Annotated in this window: 36 protein-coding genes; 31 read left to right on the forward strand and 5 right to left on the reverse strand. The window is 70.4% G+C overall.

Going from position 1 to position 26,738, the window contains the following annotated elements; all coding sequences use genetic code 11:
• The first annotated feature begins 22 nt into the window (after positions 1-22).
• The 31 genes from ACIA5A_RS05925 to ACIA5A_RS06075 all read left to right on the forward strand — a co-directional run bounded on the left by ACIA5A_RS05925 (position 23) and on the right by ACIA5A_RS06075 (position 22,435).
• A complete protein-coding gene (locus tag ACIA5A_RS05925; RefSeq protein ID WP_396756854.1) occupies positions 23-685 on the forward strand; it encodes a hypothetical protein in 663 nt (220 codons plus the stop codon).
• Positions 682-861 (forward strand): hypothetical protein, encoded by a 180-nt coding sequence (locus ACIA5A_RS05930; protein ID WP_396756856.1) that lies wholly within the window; start codon positions 682-684, stop codon positions 859-861. The genes ACIA5A_RS05925 and ACIA5A_RS05930 overlap by 4 nt, the downstream gene beginning before the upstream one ends.
• Positions 862-872: 11 nt before the next feature.
• Positions 873-1,154, forward strand: coding sequence for a hypothetical protein (locus ACIA5A_RS05935; protein WP_396756858.1), 282 nt, complete (start codon positions 873-875; stop codon positions 1,152-1,154).
• Between the two features lie 91 nt (positions 1,155-1,245).
• Positions 1,246-1,587: an HNH endonuclease gene (locus tag ACIA5A_RS05940; RefSeq protein WP_396756860.1), complete on the forward strand. Its 342-nt coding sequence runs from the start codon at positions 1,246-1,248 to the stop codon at positions 1,585-1,587.
• 97 nt (positions 1,588-1,684) lie between these two features.
• The gene (locus ACIA5A_RS05945; protein WP_396756862.1) at positions 1,685-1,999 is read left to right on the forward strand and encodes a hypothetical protein; all 315 of its coding nucleotides are present in this window, start codon (positions 1,685-1,687) and stop codon (positions 1,997-1,999) included.
• Entirely contained in the window at positions 1,953-3,482 is a 1,530-nt protein-coding gene (locus ACIA5A_RS05950; protein ID WP_396756864.1) for a hypothetical protein, read from the forward strand. The genes ACIA5A_RS05945 and ACIA5A_RS05950 overlap by 47 nt, the downstream gene beginning before the upstream one ends.
• Complete coding sequence (locus ACIA5A_RS05955; RefSeq protein WP_396756866.1) at positions 3,479-4,903, forward strand: phage portal protein; 1,425 nt, start codon at positions 3,479-3,481, stop codon at positions 4,901-4,903. Before ACIA5A_RS05950 ends, ACIA5A_RS05955 begins: the two co-directional genes overlap by 4 nt.
• The gene (locus tag ACIA5A_RS05960; protein WP_396756868.1) at positions 4,887-5,594 is read left to right on the forward strand and encodes a hypothetical protein; all 708 of its coding nucleotides are present in this window, start codon (positions 4,887-4,889) and stop codon (positions 5,592-5,594) included. The genes ACIA5A_RS05955 and ACIA5A_RS05960 overlap by 17 nt, the downstream gene beginning before the upstream one ends.
• 59 nt (positions 5,595-5,653) lie before the next feature.
• Positions 5,654-6,121, forward strand: a complete 468-nt coding sequence (locus tag ACIA5A_RS05965) for a hypothetical protein (RefSeq protein WP_396756870.1) — start codon at positions 5,654-5,656, stop codon at positions 6,119-6,121.
• 18 nt (positions 6,122-6,139) lie between these two features.
• Complete coding sequence (locus tag ACIA5A_RS05970) at positions 6,140-7,057, forward strand: phage major capsid protein (protein WP_396756872.1); 918 nt, start codon at positions 6,140-6,142, stop codon at positions 7,055-7,057.
• Positions 7,057-7,365 (forward strand): SAP domain-containing protein, encoded by a 309-nt coding sequence (locus tag ACIA5A_RS05975; protein ID WP_396756874.1) that lies wholly within the window; start codon positions 7,057-7,059, stop codon positions 7,363-7,365. The genes ACIA5A_RS05970 and ACIA5A_RS05975 overlap by 1 nt, the downstream gene beginning before the upstream one ends.
• A gap of 16 nt (positions 7,366-7,381) precedes the next feature.
• The gene (locus tag ACIA5A_RS05980) at positions 7,382-7,846 is read left to right on the forward strand and encodes a hypothetical protein (protein WP_396756876.1); all 465 of its coding nucleotides are present in this window, start codon (positions 7,382-7,384) and stop codon (positions 7,844-7,846) included.
• A 1-nt stretch (position 7,847) separates the two neighbouring features.
• Entirely contained in the window at positions 7,848-8,273 is a 426-nt protein-coding gene (locus ACIA5A_RS05985) for a hypothetical protein (protein WP_396756878.1), read from the forward strand.
• Positions 8,274-8,297: 24 nt separating this feature from the next.
• The gene (locus ACIA5A_RS05990; RefSeq protein ID WP_396756880.1) at positions 8,298-9,653 is read left to right on the forward strand and encodes a hypothetical protein; all 1,356 of its coding nucleotides are present in this window, start codon (positions 8,298-8,300) and stop codon (positions 9,651-9,653) included.
• A 1-nt stretch (position 9,654) separates the two neighbouring features.
• Positions 9,655-10,047, forward strand: coding sequence for a hypothetical protein (locus ACIA5A_RS05995; RefSeq protein ID WP_396756882.1), 393 nt, complete (start codon positions 9,655-9,657; stop codon positions 10,045-10,047).
• On the forward strand, positions 10,044-10,265 hold the full coding sequence (locus ACIA5A_RS06000; RefSeq protein ID WP_396756884.1) for a hypothetical protein: 222 nt from the start codon (positions 10,044-10,046) through the stop codon (positions 10,263-10,265). The genes ACIA5A_RS05995 and ACIA5A_RS06000 overlap by 4 nt, the downstream gene beginning before the upstream one ends.
• Positions 10,266-10,269: 4 nt before the next feature.
• A complete protein-coding gene (locus ACIA5A_RS06005; protein WP_396756886.1) occupies positions 10,270-10,863 on the forward strand; it encodes a hypothetical protein in 594 nt (197 codons plus the stop codon).
• A gap of 1 nt (position 10,864) precedes the next feature.
• A complete protein-coding gene (locus tag ACIA5A_RS06010; protein ID WP_396756888.1) occupies positions 10,865-11,347 on the forward strand; it encodes a hypothetical protein in 483 nt (160 codons plus the stop codon).
• 232 nt (positions 11,348-11,579) lie between these two features.
• Positions 11,580-11,921 (forward strand): HK97 gp10 family phage protein, encoded by a 342-nt coding sequence (locus tag ACIA5A_RS06015; protein WP_396756890.1) that lies wholly within the window; start codon positions 11,580-11,582, stop codon positions 11,919-11,921.
• Entirely contained in the window at positions 11,918-14,866 is a 2,949-nt protein-coding gene (locus tag ACIA5A_RS06020; protein ID WP_396756892.1) for a hypothetical protein, read from the forward strand. Before ACIA5A_RS06015 ends, ACIA5A_RS06020 begins: the two co-directional genes overlap by 4 nt.
• Positions 14,866-15,231: a hypothetical protein gene (locus ACIA5A_RS06025; protein WP_396756894.1), complete on the forward strand. Its 366-nt coding sequence runs from the start codon at positions 14,866-14,868 to the stop codon at positions 15,229-15,231. Before ACIA5A_RS06020 ends, ACIA5A_RS06025 begins: the two co-directional genes overlap by 1 nt.
• Positions 15,232-15,235: 4 nt before the next feature.
• Positions 15,236-16,366, forward strand: a complete 1,131-nt coding sequence (locus tag ACIA5A_RS06030; RefSeq protein ID WP_396756896.1) for a hypothetical protein — start codon at positions 15,236-15,238, stop codon at positions 16,364-16,366.
• Positions 16,367-16,378: 12 nt separating this feature from the next.
• Positions 16,379-17,032, forward strand: a complete 654-nt coding sequence (locus ACIA5A_RS06035) for a hypothetical protein (protein WP_396756898.1) — start codon at positions 16,379-16,381, stop codon at positions 17,030-17,032.
• Positions 17,032-19,128 (forward strand): hypothetical protein, encoded by a 2,097-nt coding sequence (locus ACIA5A_RS06040; protein ID WP_396756900.1) that lies wholly within the window; start codon positions 17,032-17,034, stop codon positions 19,126-19,128. Before ACIA5A_RS06035 ends, ACIA5A_RS06040 begins: the two co-directional genes overlap by 1 nt.
• Positions 19,129-19,143: 15 nt before the next feature.
• Positions 19,144-20,061 (forward strand): hypothetical protein, encoded by a 918-nt coding sequence (locus ACIA5A_RS06045; RefSeq protein ID WP_396756902.1) that lies wholly within the window; start codon positions 19,144-19,146, stop codon positions 20,059-20,061.
• Between the two features lie 26 nt (positions 20,062-20,087).
• On the forward strand, positions 20,088-20,366 hold the full coding sequence (locus ACIA5A_RS06050) for a hypothetical protein (protein ID WP_396756904.1): 279 nt from the start codon (positions 20,088-20,090) through the stop codon (positions 20,364-20,366).
• Positions 20,367-20,478: 112 nt separating this feature from the next.
• Entirely contained in the window at positions 20,479-20,832 is a 354-nt protein-coding gene (locus ACIA5A_RS06055; RefSeq protein ID WP_396756906.1) for a hypothetical protein, read from the forward strand.
• A gap of 19 nt (positions 20,833-20,851) precedes the next feature.
• Positions 20,852-21,121, forward strand: a complete 270-nt coding sequence (locus ACIA5A_RS06060) for a hypothetical protein (protein ID WP_396756908.1) — start codon at positions 20,852-20,854, stop codon at positions 21,119-21,121.
• Positions 21,122-21,124: 3 nt separating this feature from the next.
• Positions 21,125-21,952 (forward strand): hypothetical protein, encoded by an 828-nt coding sequence (locus tag ACIA5A_RS06065; RefSeq protein WP_396756910.1) that lies wholly within the window; start codon positions 21,125-21,127, stop codon positions 21,950-21,952.
• Positions 21,953-21,965: 13 nt separating this feature from the next.
• Complete coding sequence (locus ACIA5A_RS06070) at positions 21,966-22,160, forward strand: hypothetical protein (RefSeq protein WP_396756912.1); 195 nt, start codon at positions 21,966-21,968, stop codon at positions 22,158-22,160.
• 71 nt (positions 22,161-22,231) lie between these two features.
• The gene (locus tag ACIA5A_RS06075) at positions 22,232-22,435 is read left to right on the forward strand and encodes a hypothetical protein (RefSeq protein ID WP_396756914.1); all 204 of its coding nucleotides are present in this window, start codon (positions 22,232-22,234) and stop codon (positions 22,433-22,435) included.
• Positions 22,436-22,548: 113 nt separating this feature from the next.
• On the opposite strand, the gene ACIA5A_RS06080 is transcribed toward ACIA5A_RS06075, so the two are convergent.
• From ACIA5A_RS06080 to ACIA5A_RS06100, 5 genes are all read right to left on the reverse strand, one after another.
• Entirely contained in the window at positions 22,549-22,758 is a 210-nt protein-coding gene (locus ACIA5A_RS06080) for a hypothetical protein (RefSeq protein WP_396756916.1), read from the reverse strand.
• Positions 22,759-22,763: 5 nt separating this feature from the next.
• Positions 22,764-23,012, reverse strand: a complete 249-nt coding sequence (locus tag ACIA5A_RS06085; RefSeq protein WP_396756918.1) for a hypothetical protein — start codon at positions 23,010-23,012, stop codon at positions 22,764-22,766.
• Entirely contained in the window at positions 23,009-23,170 is a 162-nt protein-coding gene (locus ACIA5A_RS06090; protein WP_396756920.1) for a hypothetical protein, read from the reverse strand. Before ACIA5A_RS06090 ends, ACIA5A_RS06085 begins: the two co-directional genes overlap by 4 nt.
• 249 nt (positions 23,171-23,419) lie before the next feature.
• The gene (locus ACIA5A_RS06095; protein ID WP_396756922.1) at positions 23,420-24,628 is read right to left on the reverse strand and encodes a helix-turn-helix domain-containing protein; all 1,209 of its coding nucleotides are present in this window, start codon (positions 24,626-24,628) and stop codon (positions 23,420-23,422) included.
• Positions 24,629-24,764: 136 nt separating this feature from the next.
• Complete coding sequence (locus tag ACIA5A_RS06100) at positions 24,765-26,699, reverse strand: hypothetical protein (protein ID WP_396756924.1); 1,935 nt, start codon at positions 26,697-26,699, stop codon at positions 24,765-24,767.
• Positions 26,700-26,738 lie beyond the last annotated feature (39 nt).

Raw genomic sequence — 26,738 nt, forward strand, 5'->3', positions numbered from 1 at the left:
ACCGCACCGCCGGGAGACGCCGATGACCACCCACCCCGCCACCCTCTGGGCCGCCAGCAACTGCTGGAGCCTCCGCCGCGCCTGGGCCGCCGCCCGCAACACGAACACCAGCGACACCCGCGACGGAATCCGCTCCCCCGTCTACGGCACCCGCACCAGCAGCGGCGGGCACGGCGACCCCACCGGCGACCACATCGCCGCCGACGTCGACCACCACACGAACACCGCCCGCACCATCGACGAAGTTCGCGCGAACGTCGACCAGGCGTGGTGGCTGCTCGCCTCCGCCACCCGCGACACACCCATGCCCACCGGCCCCGCCCTCGCCGTCATGAGCCGGCTCATCCCCGCCTGCGACCCGGCCACCGCCCACGAGGTCACCGGCTATCTCGACCGCGCCGACCGGGCGCTACGCCGCACCCTACGTCTCGGCGACGACCACTGGCCGATCCCCGAAAACCCTGCCTGCCCGGCCTGCGGGGTGCGGATGCTGCGCGCCCGAACCTCCAACCCGGACAGCGCACAGTGGCCCGTCATCTGCGCCGCCGGCTGCCTCTGCATCGGCGAGACGTGCCCGTGCGGCATGGACGTCCGGCAGAAGCGGACCGTCCACATCTGGCCGGCCGCCTGGGCGACGCGCACGCTTGACCTCACCGCCACCGAAATGGAGGCCACAACCGCATGAGCGACTTCGCCGACGCCACCACCGCCGACCTGGCGGCCGAACTCGCCCGACGCAACGCCACGCCCCGCTGCCAATGCAGAAGGTGGAAGACGTACATGGGTGCCTACGACCGAGACGGCTACACGCTGCGCTGCCGAGGCTGCCTGCGCGCCACCGCCTGGTGCACCTGCCGCTGACCGGAGGGACCATGAACCGCACCCTCGCCCCGCTGGGCCTGCCCCGCGACCGCGACGGCTACCAGTACGGCACCGCCGGACAACTCGCCGCCCTACTCACCAGCCCCGAACGGCCCATCACCGACGCCAGGATCCGCGACTGGGCCCGCCGCTCCCGCAAACCCGCCGACCGGCTATACGGCCTGCTGCCCGCCATTCACACCCCCGGACCCCGCACCGGCAACAGCTACTACCGGGTCGTTGACGCCGCAACCGTTGAACTAGTCACCCGCCCCCAGCAGGCTGTACGATGATCACACGCTGACGTAGCAGGCGAACTCTGCCCACGGCCCGGTCGAGCCCCACGGCTCCCGGGCCGCCCGCGTACCCGAAGGGGTGGTGCACATGCCCCGACCACACCGCAGCACCACCACCCGCGACCGGCACCGCCACACCATTGCCCGCACCCAACCACCGTGCGGCCTGTGCGGCGACCCCATCGACTACACACTCACCGTGCTACCCGACCAACACGGCCAACGCTGCCCCGGCCCACTCACCTGCCGCGGCTGCGTGCCCCACCCCGACCGGTACGAAGTCGACCACAGGATTCCCCGCAACCGCGGCGGCAGCGACGACCTTACCAACAAGCAGGCCAGCCACCGACGCTGCAACCGCGCCAAAAGCGACCGCACCGATGGCGGCCCCATCATGCGCCGATCCGGCAGCCTCACCCGACCGCGCTGACGGGTGGGGGAGGCCCCCGCCCCCCGGAGGCTTAGAGGTGTCCCGGCGTAGGCGGCATCTCTCCCCGGACCGTTTTCCACGACAGGAGGTGACCGCCGTGCCACCGCGTGCCCGTAAGTCCGCCCCGCTGCGGGTGGTCGCTGCTGGCGAGAAGCCGGCGCCGCCGGCCAAGCCGAAGACGGTGACGGAGGCCGCCGACGCGGGTACGACCCGCGAGTTGTTGGTGGCGATGCGGTCGCGGATCGCGACGGCCGTGGAGGATTCGAACACTCCGGCCCGGGATTTGGCGGCGCTGACGAAGCGGTTGACCGAGGTGGTGCGGGACATCGAGGCGATCGATGCCCGGGAGGAGCAGGAGGGCGAGCGTGGCGGCCCGGTCTCCGACGAGGCGTTCAGCGCCGAAGCTATCTGAGGCGGCCCGGCATGTGGTGATTCCGTCGGGGATCGTCACTACTGGCTTCTCGGCGGTGCGGGCGAAGGGCGTCGAGTTGGGGTTGGGGTTCGACCCGTGGCAGGACGGCGCCGGGCAGATCGCGCTGGGCAAGCGGGCGGACGGCGTCTACGCGGCGACGGTCGGCGGGGTGGTGCTGTCGATCCCCCGCCAGGTCGGGAAGACGTACTTCGTCGGTGCCCTGGTCGTGATCCTGTGCCTGCTGTTCCCCGGCCTGAAGGTGGTGTGGACCGCGCACCGCACCCGGACGGCAACGAACACGTTCCGGTCGATGCAGGGCATGTGCCGGCGGAAGAAGGTCGCCCCGCACGTCGACCACATCCGGACGGCGAACGGCGAGCAGGAGATCGGGTTCCGCAACGGCAGCCTGATCATGTTCGGTGCGCGGGAACAGGGGTTCGGCCGCGGCTTCGACGAGGTTGATGTCGAGGTGTTCGACGAGGCGCAGATCCTGACGGAGAAGGCGCTGGAAGACATGATCGCGGCGACGAACCAGTCCCGGCATCCGCACGGGGCGCTGCTGTTCTACATGGGCACCCCGCCCCGCCCGGTGGATCCGGGTGAGGTGTTCGCGAACAAGCGGGCGCAGGCGTTGTCGGGCGACTCCGACGACATGGTGTACGTCGAGTGTTCCGCCGACGAGGACGCCGACCCGGACGATCAGGAGCAGTGGGAGCGGGCTAACCCGTCGTACCCGCATCGAACCCCGCGGGAGGCGATGCTGCGGCTGCGGGCGAACCTGCCGTCGGATGATTCGTTCCTGCGTGAGGGTCTGGGCATCTGGGATGCGGCGAAGCCGGCTGGGGTGATTCCCGCGCCGTCGTGGCGCGACCAGGCCGACGAGATGTCGACGGCGGTGGACCGGTTCGCCCTGGGTGTGGAGTGCGGCCCGGACCTGCGGTGGGCATCGGTGGCGTTGGCCGGTCAGCGCGCCGACGGGCAGTGGCATTTCGAGTTGGACGACGACCAGCACACCCGCGGCCTGGGTGTGGCGTGGCTGGTGCCGCACCTTGAGGCGACGGTGGCGGCGAACCCGCAGATCCGCGCGGTGGTGGTGGACGTGGGCGGGCCGATCGCGGCGCTGTTGGAGGTCCGCAACGGCCGCTGGTTCTTCAAGAACACCCGGCTTGAGGTGACCCCAGTGAAGGTAGTCGAGCTGGGCGCCGGCTGTTCGCGGGTGTTGGACGGCATCGTGACGGGCTGGCTGTGGCACATCGGTCAGCCGCAGTTCACGTCGGCGGCCCTGCCTGCCGGCAAACGCCCGCTGGGTGATACGGGCATGTGGGTGTGGTCGCGGAAGACCGCCGAGTCGGACATCACGCCGATTCAGGCGGGCACGTTGGCGCTGATCGGGGCGCAGCAGACGCGGGTTCGCCGGCCTGGCCGGGCAGCGGCCGGCGGCCGGGGTACGACGGGTGGACGGAAGGCGGTGGTGCTCGGATGATGCGGCTGACCCTGCCGGATGTTTCCGACGACGACCACCGCACCCTCAACCTGCTGCTGGATCGGCTGGAAGCGAAGGCGCAGCGGAACCGGATCCGGTCGGCGTACTACGACATGCGCCGCGCGGTGCGGCTGGTCGGCTCGGTGATCCCCCCGCAGTATTGGGGTCTTGGGATCGTGCTGGGCTGGTCGGGTAAGGCCGTCGACGTCCTGGCCCGCCGCTGCAACCTTGACGGGTTCGTGTGGCCGGACGGCGACCTGGACGACCTCGGGTGGCGTGAGGTGTGGGAAGGCAACCACCTCGGGTCGGAGGTTTCGCAGGGTGCCATCTCGTCGCTGATTCACTCGACGGCGTTCGTGGTCAACACGGTCGGCGGGACCAGTGAGCCGCCGGCCTTGCTGCACTTCCGGGACGCGCTGAACGCGACCGGGGAGTGGAATGGTCGAACCCGGCGGCTCGACAGCCTGCTGTCGGTGACGGGCCGCGGCGACGACGAGAGTGTGACGTCGCTGGCGTTGTACCTGGATGGCCGGACGATCGTGGCGGAGAAGGACCAGTCGGGCTGGTCGGTGGATGTGCAGACACATCCGTGGGGAGTGCCGGCGGAGCCGCTGCCGTACCGGCCGCGCCTGGACCGGCCGTTCGGGTCGTCGCGGATCTCCCGCGAGGTGATGAACCTCCAGGACCAGGCCACCCGGGCGCTGATCCGTCTGGAAGCGCACTCCGACATCTACGCGATCCCGGACTTGTGGCTGCTCGGCGCCGACGAGTCGATTTTCAAGAACGCCGACGGCAGCTTGAAGGCGTCGTGGCAGGTGGTGATGGGGCGCATCAAGGGTGTGCCCGACGACGAGGACGCCTCGACTCCGCGCGCGGACGTGAAGCAGTTCCCCGCTAGTTCGCCGGAGCCGCACCTGGCGGCGTTGAACGCGTACGCGAAAATGTTCGCCCGCGCGACGTCGCTTCCGGATACGGCGGTGGCGATCACCGACATGGCGAACCCCACCTCGGCGGAGGCGTACGACGCTGCCCAGCATGAGCTGATCGCGGAGGCGGAGGGCGCGACCGACGACTGGGCGCCGTATCTGCGGCGTGCGGCGGTGCGCGCGCTGGCGATGGCCAATGGTGTGCCGGCCGGTGAGATTCCGGACCAGTGGGCGACGATCCAGCCGCGTTGGCGTGACCCGCGGTTCCTCAGCCGCGCGGCGCAGGCCGACGCCGGCATGAAGCAGCTCGCCGCGATTCCGTGGCTGGCTGAGACCGAGGTGGGCCTGGAACTGCTCGGCCTCGACCGGCAGCAGATCGATCGGGCACAGGCTGACCGGCGGCGGGTGCAGGCGCAGCAGCGGCTGACCGCGCTCGCGGCAGCGGCGCAGGCGGCCGGGCAGGACCCGGTGGTGGCCGGTGGCGACGCCGGCTGACGTGGCCGCGTACCGGTCTTCGCAGCAGGACGTGGTGGCGTTGGCCCGCCGCGAGTTGACCGTCTGGTGGGCGATGCTCGACGTGTCGGACGCCCGTGGGGTGGCCGCCGCGTTGGAGGTGTTCCTGTCGGAGTTGGTCGCCGCGTACGGCGACATGGCGATGACGGTTGCCGCGGACTGGTACGACGAGCAGCGCGACCAGGCGCGGGTGCGCGGGTCGTTCCGGGCATCGCTGGCGGCTGCCCTGCCCGGTGAGCAGGTCCGCGCGGTCGCGCGGTGGGCCGCCGGCCCGCTGTTCGGCCCCACCAACTCGGCGAAGGCGCTCGGCTTGGCGTCGGGTGCGGTGCAGCGGCTGGTACAGCAGGGCGGCCGGGACACGCTGCGCCGCAACGTGCTGGACGATCCGGCCGAGCCCCGGTGGGCGCGGATGCCGCAGGGCGACGAGACGTGCGCCTGGTGCCGGATGCTGGCCAGCCGCGGCGCGGTGTACCTGGACCGCGAATCGGCCGGTGGCGACGACAACACGTGGCACAACGACTGTGACTGTCAGCCGGTGCCGGTGTGGCGAGGCCAGGCGCTGCCGTACGACGCCGACCGGTACTTGCAGGAGTACGTGGACGCGCGGGCGAAGGCCGGCGGCGACCCGAAGGCGATAGCCGCCCAGATGCGCGACGACCTGGGCGTCAACTGAAGCTTCCCGCCCAGGTGGCGGGTTGGCACCACCACGCACGAAGCCCCAGGAGGGCCACCATGCCGGAAGGCACCGAAGCGGCGCCGGTTGTCGAGCAGCCCCCGGAGGGCGAGCCGAAAACCTTCGACGCCGACTACGTCGAGAAGCTGCGCAAGGAGAACGCGAAGTACCGCACCGAGGCGAAGGTGAACGCCGACGCCGCGCGGCGGCTCGCGGAGATCGAAGAAGCCAACAAGTCTGAGGCGGAGCGGTCGGCGGAGCGGCTGGCGAAAGCCGAGCAGACCGCCCGGGAAGCCGAGGCGCGCGCGGTGCGCCGCGAGGTCGCCCTGGAGCACACGCTCACGAAGGACGACGCGGCGCTGCTCGACGCGATCACCGACGAGGACGCCATGCGGCGCCTCGCGGAACGGCTCGCCGCTGGCGCGGGGAGTCGCAGGAGCAACCACGTGCCCCGCGAGGGCACATCTACCTCTTCCGGTGGCAGTGACGAGCGGGAACTGGCCCGTTCCCTGTTCGCCGGAGACTGACCCGGAAGGAGCACGGCTGTGGCCGTTCTCGCCACCAGCAACATCACCCTGCCGAAGAACATCGCAGCCGGGCTGTTCAGCAAGGCCGCCACCGGCTCGGCCGTGGCTCAGCTCAGCGGCGCAGAGCCGCAGCAGTTCGGCGAGGTCACTCACATGACCCTGACCGGCCGGCCGCGCGCCGAGTACGTCGGTGAGGGCGCCGACAAGGCGTCGACGAACGCCACCTTCGGCACGAAGGTCGTGACGCCCCACAAGGTGCAGTTCACGATGCGGTTCAACGAAGAGGTCATGTGGGCCGACGAGGATTACCAGCTCGGGATCCTGTCGACCCTGTCCGACGAGGGCGGTCTGGCGCTGGCCCGTGCCCTGGACCTGGGCGTGATGCACGGCATCAACCCGCTGTCCGGCGCGGTCATCTCCAGCATCGTCGCCGGTGACCGGCTCGCGTCGACCACCAACGCGGTGGAGATCACCACCGCGACGCTGACCACGCCGGACCTCGTGATGGAGCAGGCCGCCGGCCTGGTCATCGCCGACGGGTATGTGCCCAACGGCATCGCTTTCGACCCGACCTATGCGTGGACGATCGCGACGGCCCGCTACGCCGACGGCCGCAAGAAGTACCCGGAGTTCGGTTACGGCTCGAACATCACCACGTTCGAGGGGCTGTCGGCGGCGTCCAGCTCCACGGTGTCGGGCACCCCGGAGGCGTCGGCGAACACCAACATCAAGGCGATCATCGGCCAGTGGGACCTGCTGCGCTGGGGGGTGCAGCGGCGGGTGCCGGTCGAGCTGATCCGCTACGGCGACCCGGACGGCCAGGGCGACCTGAAGCGCAAGAACCAGATCGCGCTGCGCCTGGAGGTCGTCTACGGCTGGGGGATTATGGACCTGGACGGCTTCGCGAAGGTCACCGACGCGGTGGCGAACGTCTGATGGGCCGCTTCGTCAACTCCCAGACCGGCGTCATCGTGACCGTCGCCGACCACAAGGACAACCGTTTCGCCGCCCCGCTGTGGCGCGTCGACGACGGTTCCGCGCCCGGCTCGACGCCGGCCGCCGGGCCCGCCGGTTCTGAATCGGCCGGCGGCTACGACGGGCTGAAGGTCGACGACCTGAAGGCGGAAATTGAGCGCCGCAACACCGGCCGCGACACCGCCGACCTGCTGTCCACCGAGGGCCGCAAGGCCGACCTGGTGGCTGTCCTGGTCGCCGACGACACGGCCCGCACCGGCCAGCAGTGAGCGGAGGGGTGACCCGTTGGCGCAGATCATTCAGGTGACCGACCTACCGGCCGGCTTGCAGTCCGCCGAACTGGTCGACGCGATGGTCGCCGGTGCGAACGCGAAGGCGTCCCGGGTCGCCCCCTGCCTCACCTCAACCGACCCGCCGCCGACCGCCGACCAGGTGGCGGAGGCGAAGCTGATCCTGCTCGGCGCGGTGAAACGGTGGACGGAGGCCGGCGCCGGGGCGTTCCAGCAGCAGACCGCCGGCCCGTTCTCCGTCACGACGGACACCCGGCAGCGATCGGGTTTCAACCTGTGGCCCAGCGAGATTGAGGCGTTGCAGGGGTTGTGCCGCGCGGGCACCACTTCGGCGTTCACCGTCGACACCGCGCCGGCCGGGGGCAGCGCCCATTCGCTGGTCTGCTCCCTGAACTTCGGCGCTCTGCACTGTTCGTGCGGCGCGAACCTGACCGGCTCCTGGCCACTGTGGGGGAATTGAGATGAGCGGCTATTTCACCGCGTACACCGAAGGCATTCAGGACGGGTCGATCAACCAGGTCACCGGTGTGGTCAAGGTGGCGTTGGTGCGGTCGTACACGTTCAGCGCAGCTCACAAGTTCGTCTCCGACGTGACGTCGGCGGGTGGGGTCATCAACGGCACGCCGGTGGCGTTGGCGAACCGCACCGTCGCCGGAGGGGTGTTCGACGCCGACGACGCGGTGATCGCGGCGACGGCCAGCACCGCAGACCACGGCCTGCTGCTCTTTCAGGCGTCGGCGGCGACGGGTGGCGCCGACGTGGCGGCCGGCTCGCAGCGGCTGATCGGCTGGTTCGACACCGGCACCGGCCTGCCGATCAAGCCGGGCACGGGCAACGTGACCGTGACCTGGCCGAACACCAGCCCGCGCATCCTCAAGGTCGGCTGACCGGACCGGGAGGTCGTCGTGGCGGTGTCCATCGTCGGCGTCACCTCCGGCAACACGGCGGCGGGCACCTCGGCGTCGCTGGCCACGTCGTATCCGGCCGGCTGGCAGGCCGACGACGTGGTGGTGCTCATCGGCGGCCTGTCAGGTGTGGCGCTGACGATGAGCACGCCGGTCGGGTTCACGCTGCTTCCCGGACCGTCGTGGCCGGTCGCCGAGGGTTCCAACAGTCGCATGTACGCCTGGTCGCGCACATTGCAGGCCAGCGACACCGAGCCGACCATCTCGGCGTCGGGGGCGATGACCGGCGGGTGGATCGCCGTGGTGCTGCGCGGGGTGTCCGGGGTCGCCCAGGCTGCCACGGCCACCGCGTCCGGTACGAGCGTCACCCTGCCCACCCTTCCAGGTGTAGTCGCGGGGAGCGGACTTGTCGCCGCCGCACACTGCCGGGTCGTGTCCGGAACCGTTCCCGGCAACCTGACATTCAACGTCGCGTACACCGAGCAGTCGGACACGGCCACATCCCGGTCGACCGGCTCGGCGAACGTGCGTGCCGCGGCGGCGACCCGGACGGCAGCGACCGCCGGCGCTTACGGCGGCGAGACAGTGACATCCGACGTGACCGGGTCGATGATCGGTCTGCTGGTCGAGGTGACCGCTGCGGGCGTCGACGCGACGGTAGGACCCGTCGGGCTGGCGGTGCCGGTTGCTGTCGGCTCACCGTCGGTCGTAGCGGCGGTGACGACCACCCCGGACGGTGTGGCCGTGCCCGTGACGCTCGGCGGGCCGACCGCCGCCTGGTCGGCTGAGACGGCACCTGGCGGTGTGGTTGTGCCCGTCGAGACGGGCGAACCGGGGGCGGCTTGGACGGCTGACGCCGCTCCGGACGGCCAGGCCGTGCCGGTGCAGCTCGGCCAGCCGGCGGCGCTCTGGTCGACGGTTGCGGCACCGCAGGGTGTTGCCGTGCCGATTCAGGTCGGTCAACCGGGCGTCGGCGGGCCGCCACCGCCACCACCACCCGCCGCAGGTGGGCTGCGGCTTATGGCCGGCGAAACGGTGGTGATCCTACGGGCTTCGCTGGTCGACGGCCCGTACGGCAACCAGTCACGCGACTGGGAAAACGCGGCCCGCGTCGACTCACCGGGCTGGGGTTTCGCTCCCCGCGCCGGCGACGAGCAGTCGGACCCCGAGGTGCCCGCCGTGATCGCCGGGCTGACCGGCTATGGGCCACCGACCGCCGACGTGCAGCCCACGGACCGTATGGAAGTTCGCGGCCAGGTGTACGAGGTCGTCGGCGAGGTCGGGTTGTGGCGGTCGCCGCTGACCGGCTGGGCGCCGGGCGTCGAGGTGGCGCTGCGGCGCGTCTACATCACGGAGGGGTGACATGCCGTACCCGCTGCCCGACGTCGACCAGGCGCTCGTCGACTACCTGGACCAGCATCCGGGGTTGGTGTCGCTGCACGGTGGCCGGGTCGGCACCCGCCTTCAGTCCGCGGCGCCGAGTGTGCGGGTGACGTCGCTGGGCGGAGGGCAGCCGTGGCCGTGGGAGGGCACCTTCGAATACCAGGTTGAGTGGTGGGGCGGCACCGACCTGGAAGCGAAAACGCTCGCTCGCACCGGCGAGTCCGCCCTGTGGGGCTTCATCGGCCCGATCACCGGCGGGCGTGTCGCCGGGCTGGGCATCGCGCTCTCCCAACTGTGGTCCCCGGACGACACGTCCGGGCGGGCCAGGTTCATCACGCAGGCCAGTTTCATCGTCCACCCGGAGGAAGTATGAGCACCGATCCCGTCGCGACCAGCGACATCCCGTTCGGCGACCCGGGCCGCGGCGTCTACGCCTTCCGCAAGGGGCAGACGGTCCCGTCCGGTCTCGTCGACGAGCACGGCTGGCAGGAGTTCGTCTCCGGCGCCGGGTCGAAGGCCGGCCAGCAGGCCGTCGCCGACGTGACCGGCGACCAGCCCGCCACCACCACGACGACCGGGAAGAGGGGCTGACCTGATGGCGCTGCCTACGATCCAGCCGGGCCAGGTGAAGACCGGCCCGGGACGCATCCTGTACGCCCCGCTGGGAACAGCGATCCCGACGTTCACCGCCGCCGCCAACAAGATCGCCGGCACGTGGACGAGCTGGGTGGAGGTCGGGGCGACCGACGAGGGCATGACGTACACCGAGTCGGTGGACACGTCCCCTATCACGGTCGCCGAGTCCCTGTACCCGGTGAAGACGGTGACGACGGGAAAGTCCGGTCAGGTCGCGTTCACCATGAATCACCTGTCGGACCTGAACTGGAAGCTGGCCATGAACGGCGGCACCATCACCACCTCGGGTACCGGGGCGACGAAGCTCAACGTGTACGTGCCGCCGCTGGCCGGCGCCGAGGTGCGGGTGATGCTCGGTTTCCTGTCGGCCGACGACGACGAAGCGTTGATCTGGCCGCAGGTGTTCAACGGTGGCAGCGTGGAGACCGCGCGCGGCAGCTTCGAGACGAAGGCCGGCCTTCCGGTGGAGTTCGCGGTGGAGCTGCCCGACCCGCTGGTGATGGCGGTTCCGTACAAGCGGTGGACCGCCGGGTCGCTGGCGCAGGGAATCTGACGTGGCGAACCTGGGCAGTTTCGGCGCGGCCATACGGGAAGCAGACCCGCGGGCTGAGGCCGACGTGTTCGACTTCTGCGGCGAGCAGTTCACGGTGGTGGGGAAACTCCCGCCGATGCTGATGGTGCAGCTCGGTGCCGCCGCCACCGGAAAGATCGACGAGCAGGAGGGGCTGGGGGCGATCTGGGAGGCGATGCGCTGTTCCCTGACCGTCCCCGAGCGCCTGGCCGACGGTGTGAGCGTGCCCGCTGACCCGTCGGCGTTCGGCCGGTTCTACCGCTTGGCCGTCGAGCGGTGCGTCGAGGTTGACGACTTGATCGCCTTGACGATGGCGCTGTTCGAGGCGCAGGCCGGCCGCCCTACCGAGCAGCGGCCCGACTCGCCGGTTGGGTCGCTGCCAACTTCGACGAGTTCGAACACCTCGCCCTCTCCCTCCCCGGCCTGGCCGGGCATGACCCCGGTCGGCCAGGTTTTGGCTGGCTGAGAACGGTTTCCCCGCGGCTGCTGCTGAACGTGGTGTACGTGCATCTGCGGTCGAGGCAGCAGCACGGGGAGAAGTGCACGGCCAGGGCATGCGGTTCCGACTGCGGGTTCCGGGGCTTGGAGGAATGGCTGGCCGGCCCGCTGACTGAACGGGACTTTCAGGCTGATGCGCGGCGTCGTGAGCGTGAGACGGCGCTGTGGCGCGGAGAGATACCTGCATAGAGGGGGTCGTCGTGGAGGTTGACCGTCGGCGGATCCGCCCCGAGGTGCTTGCCGCCTTGTCTCAGGTGCCGGAGGTGCAGAAGCAAGTCCGGCATGTTGCGAACGCGATCCGCCGGGACGCGGGGCGGCTGGCCCCGAAGCGGTCCAAGAAGGGGACGCTGCGGCGCAACATCGAGGTCGAGCGGGTGTATGACCCGGTGACGCGGCGGGTGTCGTACCTCGTCGGGTGGGGTCAGAAAGCCTGGTACGGGTGGCTGGTTGAGGCCGGCACGGAGGACGCGTTGCCGCGCCCGCATCTGGTTCCTGCGGCCATCGCGCATGGAGCGGTTGCCATGCGGGGGGATCAGCGGTGACGGTCCTTCGGGCTGCGTATGTGCCGGTCGAGCCGAAGACGGACCGGTTCGAGCCGATGCTGCGGGCGAAGTTGCGCCGCATTGACGTGTCGAAGGAAGGCGCGCAGTCGGGGTCCACCTTCGCGAAGGGGTTCGCCGACCGGGGTGGGGCGTTCGCGGCGGCGGCTGCGGCGGTGACCGTCCGCATGTCTCTCATGGCGGCGGCGGCGGCGAACGCGGCCCCGGCCGTCGCGCAGCTCGGGGCGGCGCTGGCGCCTGCGGCAGGTGCCGCGCTGGCGTTGCCAGCCGCGTTCGCGGCGGTGCAGGCCGCCTCGGGCACGGTCAAGCTGGCCATCAGCGGTGTCGGTGACGCCATCGGCTCGGGGTTCACCGGCACCGCCGAGGAAGCCCGCAAGGCGCTGAAGGCGTTGGCGCCGGAAGCGCGGGTGTTCGCCCAGTCGGTGATCGGCTTGAAGACCCGGCTGTCGGAGCTGCAACAGACCACCGCGGATGGGTTCTTCCGGCGGTTCAACACGCAGGTGCAGCCGCTGGCTAAGGCGTTCCTGCCGACGCTGAACCGGCAGGTTCCGCTGCTGGCCGGGGCGTTGGGTGGCGTGGTGAAGGAGTTCGCCGTCGCCGCCCGGCAGGGGCCGCTTCTGGCCGGTGTGCGGTCGGTGCTCGCGAACACGGCGACGGCGGCTACCGCCTTGCAGGGTGCGGTCCGCCCGGCGGTGAACGCCCTCGGTCAACTGCTCATCGTCGGCGGGCCGGCGGTGCGCGGACTCGGGATCGGCTTCGCGGATGCGGTGACGCGGGTGTCGAAGTTCGTCACCGAGGCGGCGAAGACCGGGCAACTGTCGGCGTGGCTCACCAACGGCGTCAACACGCTGCGCACCTTGGGCGGCATCCTCGGCAACATCGGGGGGATCTTCCGGGCGGTGTTCACTGCCGCGAACACGGGCGGCGGGAACCTGCTCACCAACCTGGAGAAGCTGACCGGGCAGGTGCGGGCGTTCCTGGAGTCTGCGCAGGGCGGCCAGGCGTTGACCGGCCTGTTCGGCACCCTCGGCGCGCTGGGGCAGTCGCTGCGGACCGCGCTGGGCGGGGTGCTGCCGGCGGTGGCCGAGTCGGTGAAGGCACTCGGCCCGGCGGTCGGCACTCTCGCCCCGGTGTTCGCGCAACTGGTGGTGGTGGCGGCACCGCTACTGCCGTACTTCGCGCAGATGGCGGCGACGGTGCTGACCGCCCTGGTTCCTGCCGTGTCGGCGCTGGCCGGATGGATCAGCCGCAACCAGGGCGTCATGCAGGGGTTCGCGGTGGCGGTCGGCGCGGTCGTTGTGGCGGTGAAGGCGTACGAGTTGTACACGAAGGCTGCGGCGATCGCGACCACGGTGTGGTCGGTGGCCACGAAGGTTGCCGCGGCGGCGTCGAAGGTGTGGGCGGGCGTGCAGTGGCTGCTGAACGCGGCGCTGTTGGCCAACCCGATCGGCATCGTGGTGTTGGCGATCGGCGCCCTGGTCGCTGCGGTGGTCATCGCCTACAAGAACAGCGAGACGTTCCGCGACATAGTGCAGGGTGCGTGGCAGGGCATCCAGGCGGCGGTGTCTTTCGCCTGGAACAACGTGATCAAACCGGCGGTGTCGGCGCTCGTCTGGTATTTCAAGAACGTCGTCTCCCCGTACGTCATGTTTCTGTGGAACAACGTCTTCAAGCCGGCCTGGTCTGGGATTTCCCTCGCGGTGAAAGCCGCTTGGGTGGTCATCCAGATCGCGCTCGCCGCGTTCCGCGCGTACCTGAACACCGTTGTCTTCCCGGTGATCAGGTTTCTGTACAACAACGTGGTCAAGCCGATTTTCAGCTCGATCGTGTGGATGATCTCGGATAGCTGGAACAAGCGGATCAAGCCGGTCTTTCAGATCCTGGGTTCGTTCATCAAGGACAAGGTGGCACCGGCGTTCCGCGCCGGTGTGGGCGCGATCGCCGCCGCATGGGACAAGATCAAAGAGGCTGCCTCGGCGCCGGTGCGGTTCGTTGTCGACCAGGTGCTCAACAGGGGCATCATCGGCTCGATCAACTGGCTGGCCAGCAAGGTCGGGGTGAAGGACCGCATCCCGGAGATCCGGTGGGGCGGCGGCGGGGGCGGCAGCAAGCCCCGCGGCGACAAGATCAGCGGCAACACTCGCGGCGGTGACGGCTACGGCCAAGGCGACGGGGTGGGTGACGGTCTCGGGTCGCTGCTCGCAGGCCCTGGGAAGTGGCTCGCCGACCGGGTCGGCCTTAGCCGCATCGTCGGGAAGTTCGGGTCGAATCCGTTCGCGAAGACGGTCGCCGGGGCGGCTGGCCGGGCGAGGGACTTCGCGTTGGAGCGGGTCAAGTCCCTCGCCGGGGAACTGCTCGGGTCCCTCGGCGGCGGCGGTTCCGTCGGTGCTGGCGGGCTGCGGTCGGGGATCCTCGGCGTGCTGGCCGCTCTGCGTGGCCAATTCGGCAGCGTGCCGATCATCTCCGGGCTGCGACCCGGATCCCGCACCTTGTCCGGGAACACGTCGTATCACTCGTCGGGACGGGCTGTCGACATCGCGCCGGTGCGGGGGTGGGCGGAGTTCCTGGCGGCCCGTTTCGGCGGGCAGTTGCGGGAGCTGATCACCCCGTGGCGGGACCTGAACATGCTCAACGGCCGGCCGCACCGCTACAGCCGAGCGATCGAGGCGCAGCACGGGGTGTTCGGCTCCAACGCCCACATCCACGCGGCGATGGACGACGGCGGCCGGCGGTTCCTGCGCCCCGGTCTCAACGTCATCCCCAACGGCACCGGCGCCCCGGAGCCGATCTACGGTCCGGCGGAGATCGGGGAGGTGGTCGACCTGCTCGCCGTGCTCATCGCCGAGGTCCGGCAGATCGTGCCCGGGTTCGGGCAGGAACTGCGCGGCGGTAGCCGGGGTATGCGGGCGATGGCGAGGACCACCTGATGGCCACACTCACCCTCACCCGCCTGTGGATCAACCTGCTGGCCGACGGATCCGCGATCTCCGCCTACTCGTCGGACCGGTCCCGCTCCTACACGGTGCCCACCGACGTACGCACCTACGCAGGCGGGCGGCAGCGGGCAGTCACCGCGGAGGGCGCGAAACGGCAGTTCGAGTTCACGCTGACACCGGTGATCGCCGCCACGGTCACCCAGTTGGAGGCGTGGGCCGGTCAGACGGTGCAGGTCCGCGACCACCGGGGGCAACGCTTCTACGGCGTGTACGCGACCGTCGGTGTCGGGGAGCTACGCGACGGCACCTACACGGCGTCGATCAGCCTCCAAGGCGTCACCGTCGAGCAGGAGTGAGAGCGTGCAGCCGCCGACCGCACCCCCACGCGACGGGATCACCCAGCAGCAGGTGGTGTCACTGATCCAGGACAGCCCGGCGTTGACCGTCGGCCGCGGCATCGAACTGGTCGACCTGTCCCTGTCGGTGCTCGACGACCTGACATTGGACTTCGCCGGCGGCCGGGTGGAGCGGCACTCCTACAACACCCTGCACGGGCAGGCGGAGCTGTCGTTCTCCCGGCCCCTGGACTGGGGTTCGGCGATCGTCCGCCCGTACATGACCTTGTCCGACGGCACCGACACGGCCCGGTTCAACCTGGGCGCCTACTACACGTCCACCCCGGAAACCCAGTTGGGTGAGGAACCGCCGACGTGGACGGCGACCGGCTACGACATCCTGCTCATCCTCGGCGATCTCGTGGGCGAGTCGTACGCGGTGGCCGCCGGTCAGCCGTACCTCGCGGCGGTGGAGGCCATCCTGGTCGATCGGGGTGTTCAGGCGTACGTCATCGACCAGGCCGCCGCCGACCGGGTGTTGCCGTCGGCGCGGACCTGGGCCCTCGACGACAACGCCACCTGGTTGACGATCGTCAACGACCTGCTCGGCGCGGTCGGGTACGCCGGAGTCTGGTCGGACTGGGATGGTCGGCTGCGCTGCGGCCCCTACCAGAACCCGCGCGACCGTGCCCCGGAGTGGCTGTACACCGTTGACGACGCCACGTCGATGCTGACGAGCCGCCGCACTCTCGCCGACGACTACTTCGACGCCCCCAACCGGTGGGTGGCCGTGCGCTCGAACAACGTCGACGGGGCCGCGCCGGTGGAGGGCAACGGCTTGTGGACCTACCAGAACGACGTGGACGGACCCACTTCGGTGCAGGCGCGCGGCCGGGTCATCACCGCGCCGCTGCTGCAACTCGACGTCGCCGACCAGGCCGCGCTGGTCGCCGCCGCGCGGCAGCAGATCGACGCTGACCGCAGGCGACGCACCACGGTCACGGTGGGCACCTCACCGAACCCGCTGCACTGGCACTTCGACCGGCTCGCGGTCGCCGACCCGGCGATGGGTTCGGCGCTACTCGACGTCATGTGCACGTCGTGGGTGCTGCCGCTGGACGGCGCCGACATGTCACACGACTGGTCGACGATCTGACGGGAGTGCCTGGTGGCGTTGAACGCGGACTGGCTCGCCGTCGTCGACGAGCGCATCGACCAGAAGAACCAGCGGTTCACCGCCGTGGGCACGGTCGCGGACTGGGCACCGCCGACCGTGATGGTGCAGTTCGACGGGTCGGCGCTGGCGGTGCCGGTGAAGGCGTTCGGTGGGATCAGCGCCGGGGTGGGGCATCGGGTCGGCCTGATGCGCTTTGGCACCGACTGGGCGGTCGTCGGGTCTTTCCAGTCCCCGACACGGGGGTTTATCGCCAGGAGCATCCGCGACTCCGCGTCGGCCACGTTCACTGGCACGGAGGTCATCGTGCAGTCGGTGACATTCACGGCTGAGGCGGCGGCCAACTACAAGGTCACGGCGGTGCAGTCGATCCAGTCGACGGTCGCCAACGACGTCGGGTCGGTGCGCTTGCGCTGGCGTAACGCTAAGACGCTGACACCGGCGAACAGCACGGTCATCACGCAGAACATTCCCGCCATCGCGGCTTCCGGTCGGGGCGTCATCACGGTGTGCATCGGCCAGATTTCCGGGGTGGGCGGGGATGTGACGGTGGCCGTAGGGATGGCCCGCGATACGGGAACCGGCACGTTGCAGTCGTTCGGCGCGGTTGACCGGCAAGAGAACCTGCTGTTGGTGGAGGCGTTCTGATGGCCACGATCACCACCACGACCGTCGCCAGCCCGTTCGACTACCCGAGCCAGGCGTACATGACCCTGCAACCCAACGACGGGTCGCTGTGGGTGTTGGTGGCGGCGAGCACGGCGAACACGTTCGAGTTGTGGCGGTCCACTGACGGCGGGGCCACGTGGGCGTTGCGCACGTCAGTGGTTCGCGCGAACGTCGTCGAGTACAGCGGCATCCAGATCACGCAGGACGGGTGGCTGCACTGGTGCTACCGCACCAACGAGTCCAGCCAGGACCGGATCTACTACCGGCGCTGCTCGGCGTTCACGGTGGGTGCGACGTGGCAGGTGGAGAAGCTGGTGGCGTCGCCGTCGAACGGGGGCACCGCCGGGGCGTACCACACCGGCATCGACTTCGCGTTGGACCGGTCCGGGGCCACGGACACCACCTATGTGTGCCTCGTCGTGGGAACGCAGATCGGCGCGAACCAGGGTGTCACCTGCTACGCGCTGACGGCGAAGCCGGAAAACACGGTGGTGGTCAACAATGCGTTGATCGGTGGCACCCGGCAGTGGCTGTCACCGGGCACCGGTCGGGTGGGAGTCAGCGCCGACAAGGAGCACACCGGCGACGGTTTGACCCGGGCGTCCAGCTCGCCGCACGTGTGGATCGCGTGGGGCCGCACCTCCGCCCGCATGGTGAAGTTGAGCTGGAGCGGCGGAAAGTGGAGCGGACCGACGTCCCCGGTTGTGCTCGTGGGCACGCTGACGCCCGCGCAGGACGCACTGGCCGCCCGCTGGGACGGGACACGGTTCCTCACTGCGGTTCCGGACCCGACGACCACCGACACCGTGCTGGTGCTGGAGCGCAACCAGGCCAACACCGTCACCACCTCCCGCAACACGCCGTCGCATCCGGCTGGGGTGGTCCGCAACTGCGGCGTCAACTACAACACCAGCACCGGCGACATGCGGGTGTACGCGGTCGGCACCAGCAGCGCGGTGCTCTACTACGTCGACTACGTGCGGGCGACCGGCCTGTGGACGTCGTGGGCCACGGTGACCGCCACCGCAATCCTGGGCGTCAACAACTGGGGCACCCGCCCGGCGACCGCCAGCCCGGCCCGCTACGACGTGTACACCGCCCACTCCGGCAGCCCGAACACCCTCGCCCACGTCCGGCAGGTGGTGGCCTACCCGCCGTCGACGCCTGCCTGGAACGCGGCGTCCACCCCGTACGCCTCCTCCGGCGCCGCCTCGGTCAGCGCCGCACTGCTGCTCGACTGGGATTTCGTGGACGCGGACCCGGCGGACACCCAGTCGGCGTGGGCGCTGTCCCGTCAGATCGGCACAGGCAGCCTCGCCTACTTTCGGGCCAGCGACAGCACCTGGCAGGCCGCCGAGGTCAAGAACACCGGCTCGACCACTTCAGCCAGCCTGGCTTCCGGCTGGGGGGCGACGAGCGACGCCCCGCACACCTACAAGGTCAAGGTGTGGGATTCCGCTGACACGGCCAGCACCTACTCCGCCGGCCTCGGCGTTGTCCCCTCGCAGCCCGCCGCACCCACCTACACCACCCCCGGGTCCGGTGCCACCGTCACCTCCGACACAGTCACCATCGGGTGGACGGTGTCCGACCAGTCCGCCTACCGGGTCACCCTCACCACCGGCGGCAACCAGGTCCACGACTCCGGCTGGCAGACCGGCACCGCCACCACCTACACCCCGCCGGTCAGCCTCGCCGACGGCAGCAGTTACACCGTCGGCCTGCAAACCCAGAACAGCCAGAAACTGGCCTCCGGGATCGTCACCCGCGCCTTCTCCGTCGACTACGTGGAACCGGCCACCCCCACCACCGTGTCCACCCCGCTATCCGACCTGGGCGTCATCCGCGTGACCATCACCAACCCCACCCCGTCCGGCGGGCAGCCTGCCCTGTCCACGCAGGCCCTGTACCGGCGTGGCGTCGGCGCCACCGGCGACGGGACGCTCGTCGCGGCCGGTCTCGCCGGCGGCGCGGTGGTGGACGACTGGCGGGCCGTATCCGGGGTGCCCTACGAGTACCGCGGCGTCGCGAAAGGCGTCAACGGCACCACCGCGTTCGGCGCGTGGACGCCATGAGCACGAGGGGGATGCATGACGACGGCTCCACCAACCCTGCTGGCCGCCCGCCGGCTGCTGCTCGACCACCTGGACCTGCACCCCGGCAAGGTCGTCCCGGCGGATCTGGACCCGGCCGAGGTGGGCATCGTCGGCGACGCAGCCCACGTCGGTGAGGGCGACTCCTACCATCTGGGGTCCCCGGAGCAGGATCCGCGCGGCTCCTATTCGGTGCGGGAGACGCCCCGCGATCGGGCGTTGACCGGCTACGCGTGCGCCCTCGACGTCGGCGACTTCACGGTGTCCGTGGGCGGGAGACGCCACGATCTGCGCTCGTTCAGCGTGTGGCTGGTCGCCCAGTGCAAGGCGGGTGCGGGGGACACCGGGGACATCCGGGAGGTGATCTATTCACCGGACGGGCGGACGGTACGCCGCTGGGACCGGTGGGCCCGGCGCACGTCCGGCGACTCGTCACATCTGTGGCACACCCACATTTCGTTTCACCGTGACGCCATCAAGGCGGGCCGCGACCAGACCCCGGTGTTCCGCCGCTACCTCACCTCGATCGGCCTCATCAAGCCGCCCGCACCGAAACCGGCGCCGGCGCCTACACCCGTGGAGGAACCCGACATGGAGCAGTCCGACAAGCTGACCGCCCGCACCGACAACGCGAACCGCACGGTGGGGCAGGTTCTGGGGGACTGGGCGAACTTGCGGAACTGGCTGGTGTCGCCGGTCGGCACGCAGGACGCCTACCTGAAGCTGTCGCCTACGTCGCCGCTGGCTCTGCTGCTCAACGCCGCCGGCCGCGACGGCACCGACGAGCAGGCCATCATCGCAGGGGTGCTGGCCGGCCTGGACCCGGCGACGATCGCGCAGCGCATCGCCGAGCACCTGCCCGCCGACCAGGCGAAGCAGGTCGCGGACGAGCTGTCCGCGCGTCTCGCCGCTTGACCCACAACTGAAGACCGGGAGGCCCGGTGACCACCGCCAGAACGCGGGCCGAACAGGTCCGCGACATCACGATGAGCCTGATCCTCCTGGTGTGGATCGTGTACGCCGGCGCCGCCGTCGTCCAACTGTTCACCTCCGGGGCGAAGGTGCTGGAAAGCCTCCCGCCCTTCTACTTCTGGGGGGTGCCGTTGGCCCCGTACTCCGCGCTGTACACGCCTTGGCGGGGTACTGGAAACCCGAACGGTATCGAGCCCACCGCGCCGGCCGCGCCCGCCGGCCCGACCCCACCGGAGCCTGTCGCATGACCATCGAACTCGTGATGTACGTGCTGCTGGCGGTGGCCTGCGGTGTCGTGTATGCGCTGCTGGGGCGGGCGGCGCGACGGGTATACGACACTCGCCGACAGGAGCGTCACCAGTGAAGACCGCCAACAGGGCGTGGTCGGCGCTCGGCACACCAACCATGGTTCGGGTGATTACCGCCGGGATGCTCGTGTACGCGATGATCCTCGGCGCGCTGATCATCGGCTACACGAAGGTGCAGACGTGCGTCACCGAATACTCCGACCAGTCGGCGCGGCGCACCTCGGAGATCGCGCAGGCGACCAACCGCTCGGCGGCGGCACAAATCGCTGTGGCGGACGCCTTGTCCCGGGCGGAGGACGTCGCCCAGGTGCGGGCCGCCGCCGCAGCGTGGGCGCAGGCCGTCCGCGACCAAGAACAACTCAGGGCGTCGCTGCCCCCGCCGCCACCGCCGTCCGAACGCTGCTGACATCGCGAAGGAGCCCACCGTGGCCAACCCCGTCATCCGTTCCATCACCGCCACCAAGACGACCCTTCAGCCGGGCGAGTCCACGCAGGTGACCGTGGACGCGTTCGACCCGGACGCCCGCACCGTCACCCTGGCCGGGAGGGTCACCGACACCGGCGGCAGCGTCTCCACGGTCACCACCACCCTGACCGTCGGCGACCCGATCCTCATCGAGCTGACCAGCACCGACCCGACGGTCACCGTCACCCCCGACCCGGCCGCGCCGGGACGCTTCACCGTCACGGTCTGACCGGTGGGCCGCACGGTCACCCTCACCGGCAGGGTCCGCGACGCCGCCGGCCACACCACCACCCGCACCGCCACCATCGCGGTGCCCACCCTCGCCGGCATGGACGCCCCGCTCGGCGCCGAGTGGACCGCGGCCGTCGCGAACTATCCGGGTGTCGTGTACACCCGTGACTTCGGTGCCGGCTCACCCACACTGCTCACCACACCGGGTGCCGGGAAGTGGGCGGCGCTGCCCGCCAACGCGATCATGCACTGCTCGTGGAAGGGCGACGTCGAGTACCTGGCGACGTGGCTGAACAGCATCGACCGGCGTGTGTACCTGACCTGGTATCACGAGCCGATGGGGGATGTCGTTCCGGCCACGTACCGGGCGACCGCCGCCCGGGTCACGCAGATCCTCGCCAACCATCCCCGCCGCCGGTGGGTGCTGGGGCACGGGCCGATCGTCACCCGCTACTGGCTGGATGAGGGCGGCGGCAACCCCGCCGACTGGGCGTACCCGGGCATGACCCACTACGGCATCGACTGCTACTCGCAGGACAAGACGGCGTACTGGCCGGCGTCGCGCATGTTCGGGGTGGCGTTCGGGAAGGTGCGGGCCGCGTACCCGGGGATCCGGTTGTGGGTGCCGGAGTACGGGCTGGTCCGCGCCACCGCCGACACATCGGGGCAGGGGCGGGCGCAGGCCATCCGTGATCATGCCGCGTTCATTCGCGCCCAGGCCGACGTGGACGGGTGGGCGTACTTCAACAACAACGCGCAGTTCCCGCAGTTCGCGTTCGCGTCGGGCAGCCCGGAGGGGCAGGCGTGGCGGGACACACAGACCATCTGATGTTGGAGGAATCGTGAAGATCGCCAGCTACGCCAAGACCATCGTCGCCGCGCTCGTCGCTGCTGGCACCGCCCTCACGGTGGCGATGGGCGACGACACCCTCACCGCCACCGAGGGCATCACGGTCGCGCTCGCGCTGCTCGGCGCCCTCGGTGTGTACGTGGTGCCCAACGCCGCGAAGACCCGCGCCGACGACGTGCCGGCGTGACCGGCCACCTGATCACCTGGATTCGCGACGCGATCCAGATGCCCGCACGAATCCACCGAATGGAGCAGTCCATGTCCGCACTGTCCGACCAGCTCGACGCCGCCACCAGCAAGCTCGGCGAGGTCCGCGACGACGTGAAGGTCCTCCTCGACGCCGCCACCGTCCCGGCCGAGGACGCGCAGGCGCAGGCCGCCGCCGACCGGCTGACCGCGTTCGTCGACAACTTCCGGGCGGAAACCCCGGACGCCGACGGCTCCGACACCCCCACCGAGTAGCCCCAACTACCGGACCCCGTTTGGGGTGCACCCCGAAAATGCTGCCGCCCCGCCGTTCCCCCAACTCCCCGGGGGTGCGGCGGGGCGGCCTTTTCGCGTCTACCGGTCTGGTGTCACTGCGGCGGGCGGGCGGCCCGCCACGCCGCCCGCTCCGCCCGATGCGCGGCGAGGATGCCTTGCGCCCACGTCAACTGGGCGCATCCGTCGGGGGTGCACTGCCGGCACGTGCCCGGCTTGTACGCCTTCCCGGGGGCGGGCTGGTGCTGTTCCTCGGTCATGGAGGCGATGACGACAAGCGTGGACGCGTCGCACTCGTCGTACATGCCGCTCACCGCTGCCCGGCCAGGTTCGCGCGGATCGCCGCCACCGACACCCGCCCCTCCCAACACCAGCCGGCGTTGGCGTACGGGCACACCCCGGTGCAGGTGTGCCCGCGCACCCACACCCTGCCGCCGATCGGCTGCCGGTACACGGCGACCGCCCGGATGATCTCGTCACGGCGGTTCGGATTCGGGGTGAACTCGCCGAGCAGCAGAAACAGTTGAGTGCCGGGTTCGACGCGCAGATCCACTGTCACGGCCGCCGCCTGGTGTTGCGGCGGATCCGGTTGATGTCCGCCACCCCGGCGGCGAACCGGCGGTCCGGGTTCAACCAGCGGCCGGGCGGCGGTTCGGGTGGCGATCCGTCGTTGCCGAGTCGCCCGTCAACGCTGATGCACCACCGCGGCCCGAACATCGCCTGCCTCCTCCACGACGTGGGGGTTGAGGCGGCCGGTCATTCGTCGGCGCGACCGCCCCCACCCTTCCCAGGTGGGGCGGCGGTGGTGCTCGCACACATCGCATCGGGGGAACTGATGTACACCACCGCCGTCCCGGGCCGCCCGGCCCGACACGGGGCGTCGAACCACGCGACCTGCACAGACGGTAGGGGCGCGCTCACACAACCAACGTCACGCGGTGGGGCACTACCACGCAGCGGGGTACCTCAGGCCACACCCACCCGATCGGCGAGCAGCCGCAGCTCCGGCCGGGTAGTGGGCGTTTCCCGAGCCAGCAACTCCCGCACCGTCGCCCGCATCAGCAGGTTCAGTCGGGACTCCTCCGGAGACTCCCGATCTGCGCGAAGCAGCATGTGCACCGCCGCCAAATCGTCCCGCTGGGTGGCGTAACCGCGGGCCAGGTGCAGGAAGTGCGAGTGTCGACGTTCGATGCTCGGAGACAGGGAAGCGTCCACCCGCTCACCCACCCGCAACGCCTCACCCGGCCGGGACAACTCCAAGGTGGCGGCGGCCCGGTGGATGCCGGCGTTCACCGGCCCGAAGAAGATCCAGTGGTGGCGGGTTTCCCCGGTCGCCGCGGCGATCCGGTCTGCGTCGTCCAACGCCTGTAGCGACACCCGTTCGTCGCGCAGCCGGGCTGCTTGGATGGACAGCAGCAGGTGCAGGCCGCCGAGCACCGACAGCCGCACCGGGTCTTGGTCGTCGACCGCCGCCAGATCGGCGATGGCGCCCCGGCAGAGAGCGGCGGACTCTTCGGTGTGCCCACGGTTCGACAGCACCTGCCCCAGATTCCATGCGGCAGACCCGCGGTAAATGGGGTCGTCGGCGTCTCGGGCTGCGGACAGTGCCCGGTCCGCGGCGATCAGGGCGACGTCGTTGGCGCCGACCCGTTTCGCGTAGGCACGGACGAGGAGGTACAGGTCGGCGGCGATCCGCAGTGCCTCACGCCGAGACGCGCCGCTGGTCTGGTTGAGGGCGACGCCCGCCGCGTGGATGAGGCCGGGCAGCACCGGGCCGGTATAGGTGTACCGCTGCCGTGACTGGTACCAGGTCGTCCAGGCCAGGTCGACGGCGGCGCGAAGCTCCGTCAGGGACATCGGGTTGTCGTCGGCCGGGGTGTAGGCGTGGATGGCGGCGCGGAGTGGTTTCACCGTTTCGTGTTCGGCGGGGTCGTCGGGGAGGTGCCCTACAGGTAGGCCGGTGAGCCGGTACAGGTCGCGTACCCGCAGGATCCGGGCGATGTCGATCCAGTCGCCGAGGGTGTTGACGCTGCGTTCCCCGGATTCCCATTTCCGCCAGGCGGAGACGGTGACGCCTTTCAGTTGGGCGGCGACTTCTTGGGTGAGTCCGGCCCGTTTGCGGTACAGCTTGATGCGCTGGCCGGGGGTCATGCCGGGTGTGATCGCGGGTTCCATGGTGGTTCCTCCGAGGTAGCGGCTCGGGTGGTGGCCCGCCGGCCGCTACCCGGCGGGACCACCTGTAGTCACGGTACGCCGGGAATGCCGGGGCGGGGCACCCCCACGAATGGGGACGCCCCGCCGTCGTGTCGCGTCAGGCCGCCCGGGTCAACGCCCGCTCGGTCAGCCGGTACTTCGCCGCCCGGCCGCTGCCCTCCTTCGCCACATACCCGTGGGCGAGCAGATCGGCGGCGAGCTGGTAGAAGCGCGACGAGCCGATCCCCGCCGCCTCCATCGCATCCTTGGGCTGCCGGTTACCGGCGCCGATCGCGTCGAGCACCTTGCGGTGGCTGTCCGACGGCTCGAACTCCGGCTCCTGGGTGCCCGGCCACACCGGGAACACCACGTCTTCGAGGAGTTCCGCCACCACCTGCGGCTGCGCGGCGACCGTCACCGCAACCGCCGACTGCGGGGCGGGGGCCGGAACGTGGACACCCGCCATCCGCGCCCGCCGGCGACGCAGCGCCTCCTCCTTCGCCTTCGCCCGCACACCCTTGCGGTCGGCGTAACCCGGCCCGAACGCCGCCGCCTCCGCCGGCGCGAGGCTCCGCCAGTTCATGTCGCGGGCCAAGGTCGCCAACTGCTCGTCGGTGACCCGGAAACCTCGGAACGCCGCACCCCGCGACTCGTCGACCATCCGCGCGTAGCCGGGCACGTCCGGGAAGTCCCGCGGGTCGTACGCCAGCTTCAGCACGTCCTTCACCGAACCCGACTTCATGCGCAGCGCCACACCGTTGCCGGTGAGCAGCGCCGACCGCAGCACGTCGGCGTGTTTGCCGGTGCCGAACGCCCGGTCCAGGTTGCCCGACTGGGTGGCGGCGATGATCGTGATACCGACCTTCCGGTATTCGGTGATCAGGTCGGCGGCCAACTCCTGAATGTCGTCGTGGCAGAAGAACCGGTGGCACTCGTCCACGAAAACGATCAGGCCGGGCCGCTCGTCGGTCGGGGTGAATCCCTCCAAGTCGTCGAGGAGCATGTCGTCGAAGCGGGCGGCGGCGACCAGGTGCGCCCCGGCCAGCATGATCCGGAACTGGTCGGGGGTGCCGGCGAAGTAGTCGCAGTGGTCACGCAGCAGCTTCGACGACGCGCCCGTCTCGCCGTGCCCGTCGGCGAACCACGCCACGGTGGGGGTGGAGGCGACCACCGACATGATGACGTTCTCGGCCATGCGGGTTTTCCCCGAGCCTTGGGCGCCGACGAGGAAGCCACCCCAGATGCTGTTGCTGGAGTAGACGCGCCACTGCGCGTACCCGTCGCCGTCGACGAACGGACCCAACGCCACCTTGCCGGTCTTCGGGTTGTAGGCGACGGGGCCGGGCCACACGTTGTCGCGGGCCAGCACCGGCGACTTCTCCAGCACGGTGACCCGCACGTACGACTGGTCGCGGGTGGGGTGGTGCTCGGCCATCAACTCGTCGGTGGGTCGCAGACCGAGACCGGTGCGGATCTTCCCCAGCGCCCCGGTGACGGTGGCCAACTCCTGCTTGCCGGGCACCAGCCGGACCGTCAACCGGGTGCCGCCGGTGACGGGCTTCTCCGACAGCACCCGCGTGCCCGCCAGCGCGCCGCCCGGCGCGGACAGGTTGTCGTGCCACAGATCCGTGTACGCCCGCAGCACCACCGGCTCGGTGACCACGTCGATGCGGTTTTCCCGCCACCAGTGCAGGTGCAGCCCGTACCCGAACGCCATCAGCGCCCCGACCGCACCCAAGCTGAGGCCGACGGTGGCGACAGTGGTTAGCCACACGGCGGCCACGCCGATGAACGCCAGGGCGCGGGCGGTGGCCTTGCGGCCGAACACCCGCCGCCTGCGGTTGACGGCGGTGGCGGCGACCACGGCGACCACGAACGCGGTCACCGCCGTCCAGCGGGCAACCTCCGCGTCATGCCCGACCATGTGCGCGGCGAGGCGGGCCGCGCCGGCGGCCAGCACCAGGGCGCCCACGGCGATGTGCGGTGCCCGCTGCGCCCGCAGGTCCACGGTCATTCGGGGGATGCCCTGCTCGGGCACCTCGACGTCACTCATTCCTGTCTCCTTCAAGGTGTCCCGGCTTCCACCGCGGCG

The organism is Micromonospora sp. NPDC051300 (genome assembly GCF_044455315.1).
Classification (GTDB): Bacteria; Actinomycetota; Actinomycetes; order Mycobacteriales; family Micromonosporaceae; genus Micromonospora; species Micromonospora robiginosa.

Excerpts from the sequence above, each read along its gene's own strand:
- ACIA5A_RS05925 (WP_396756854.1), top strand. The coding sequence starts at position 23 with ATGACCACCCACCCCGCCACCCTCTGGGCCGCCAGCAACTGCTGGAGC.
- ACIA5A_RS05930 (WP_396756856.1), top strand. The coding sequence starts at position 682 with ATGAGCGACTTCGCCGACGCCACCACCGCCGACCTGGCGGCCGAACTC.
- ACIA5A_RS05935 (WP_396756858.1), top strand. The coding sequence starts at position 873 with ATGAACCGCACCCTCGCCCCGCTGGGCCTGCCCCGCGACCGCGACGGC.
- ACIA5A_RS05940 (WP_396756860.1), top strand. The coding sequence starts at position 1,246 with ATGCCCCGACCACACCGCAGCACCACCACCCGCGACCGGCACCGCCAC.
- ACIA5A_RS05955 (WP_396756866.1), top strand. The coding sequence starts at position 3,479 with ATGATGCGGCTGACCCTGCCGGATGTTTCCGACGACGACCACCGCACC.
- ACIA5A_RS05965 (WP_396756870.1), top strand. The coding sequence starts at position 5,654 with ATGCCGGAAGGCACCGAAGCGGCGCCGGTTGTCGAGCAGCCCCCGGAG.
- ACIA5A_RS05975 (WP_396756874.1), top strand. The coding sequence starts at position 7,057 with ATGGGCCGCTTCGTCAACTCCCAGACCGGCGTCATCGTGACCGTCGCC.
- ACIA5A_RS05985 (WP_396756878.1), top strand. The coding sequence starts at position 7,848 with ATGAGCGGCTATTTCACCGCGTACACCGAAGGCATTCAGGACGGGTCG.
- ACIA5A_RS05995 (WP_396756882.1), top strand. The coding sequence starts at position 9,655 with ATGCCGTACCCGCTGCCCGACGTCGACCAGGCGCTCGTCGACTACCTG.
- ACIA5A_RS06000 (WP_396756884.1), top strand. The coding sequence starts at position 10,044 with ATGAGCACCGATCCCGTCGCGACCAGCGACATCCCGTTCGGCGACCCG.
- ACIA5A_RS06005 (WP_396756886.1), top strand. The coding sequence starts at position 10,270 with ATGGCGCTGCCTACGATCCAGCCGGGCCAGGTGAAGACCGGCCCGGGA.
- ACIA5A_RS06025 (WP_396756894.1), top strand. The coding sequence starts at position 14,866 with ATGGCCACACTCACCCTCACCCGCCTGTGGATCAACCTGCTGGCCGAC.
- ACIA5A_RS06040 (WP_396756900.1), top strand. The coding sequence starts at position 17,032 with ATGGCCACGATCACCACCACGACCGTCGCCAGCCCGTTCGACTACCCG.
- ACIA5A_RS06045 (WP_396756902.1), top strand. The coding sequence starts at position 19,144 with ATGACGACGGCTCCACCAACCCTGCTGGCCGCCCGCCGGCTGCTGCTC.
- ACIA5A_RS06075 (WP_396756914.1), top strand. The coding sequence starts at position 22,232 with ATGTCCGCACTGTCCGACCAGCTCGACGCCGCCACCAGCAAGCTCGGC.
- ACIA5A_RS06080 (WP_396756916.1), bottom strand. The coding sequence starts at position 22,758 with ATGTACGACGAGTGCGACGCGTCCACGCTTGTCGTCATCGCCTCCATG.
- ACIA5A_RS06090 (WP_396756920.1), bottom strand. The coding sequence starts at position 23,170 with ATGTTCGGGCCGCGGTGGTGCATCAGCGTTGACGGGCGACTCGGCAAC.
- ACIA5A_RS06095 (WP_396756922.1), bottom strand. The coding sequence starts at position 24,628 with ATGGAACCCGCGATCACACCCGGCATGACCCCCGGCCAGCGCATCAAG.
- ACIA5A_RS06100 (WP_396756924.1), bottom strand. The coding sequence starts at position 26,699 with ATGAGTGACGTCGAGGTGCCCGAGCAGGGCATCCCCCGAATGACCGTG.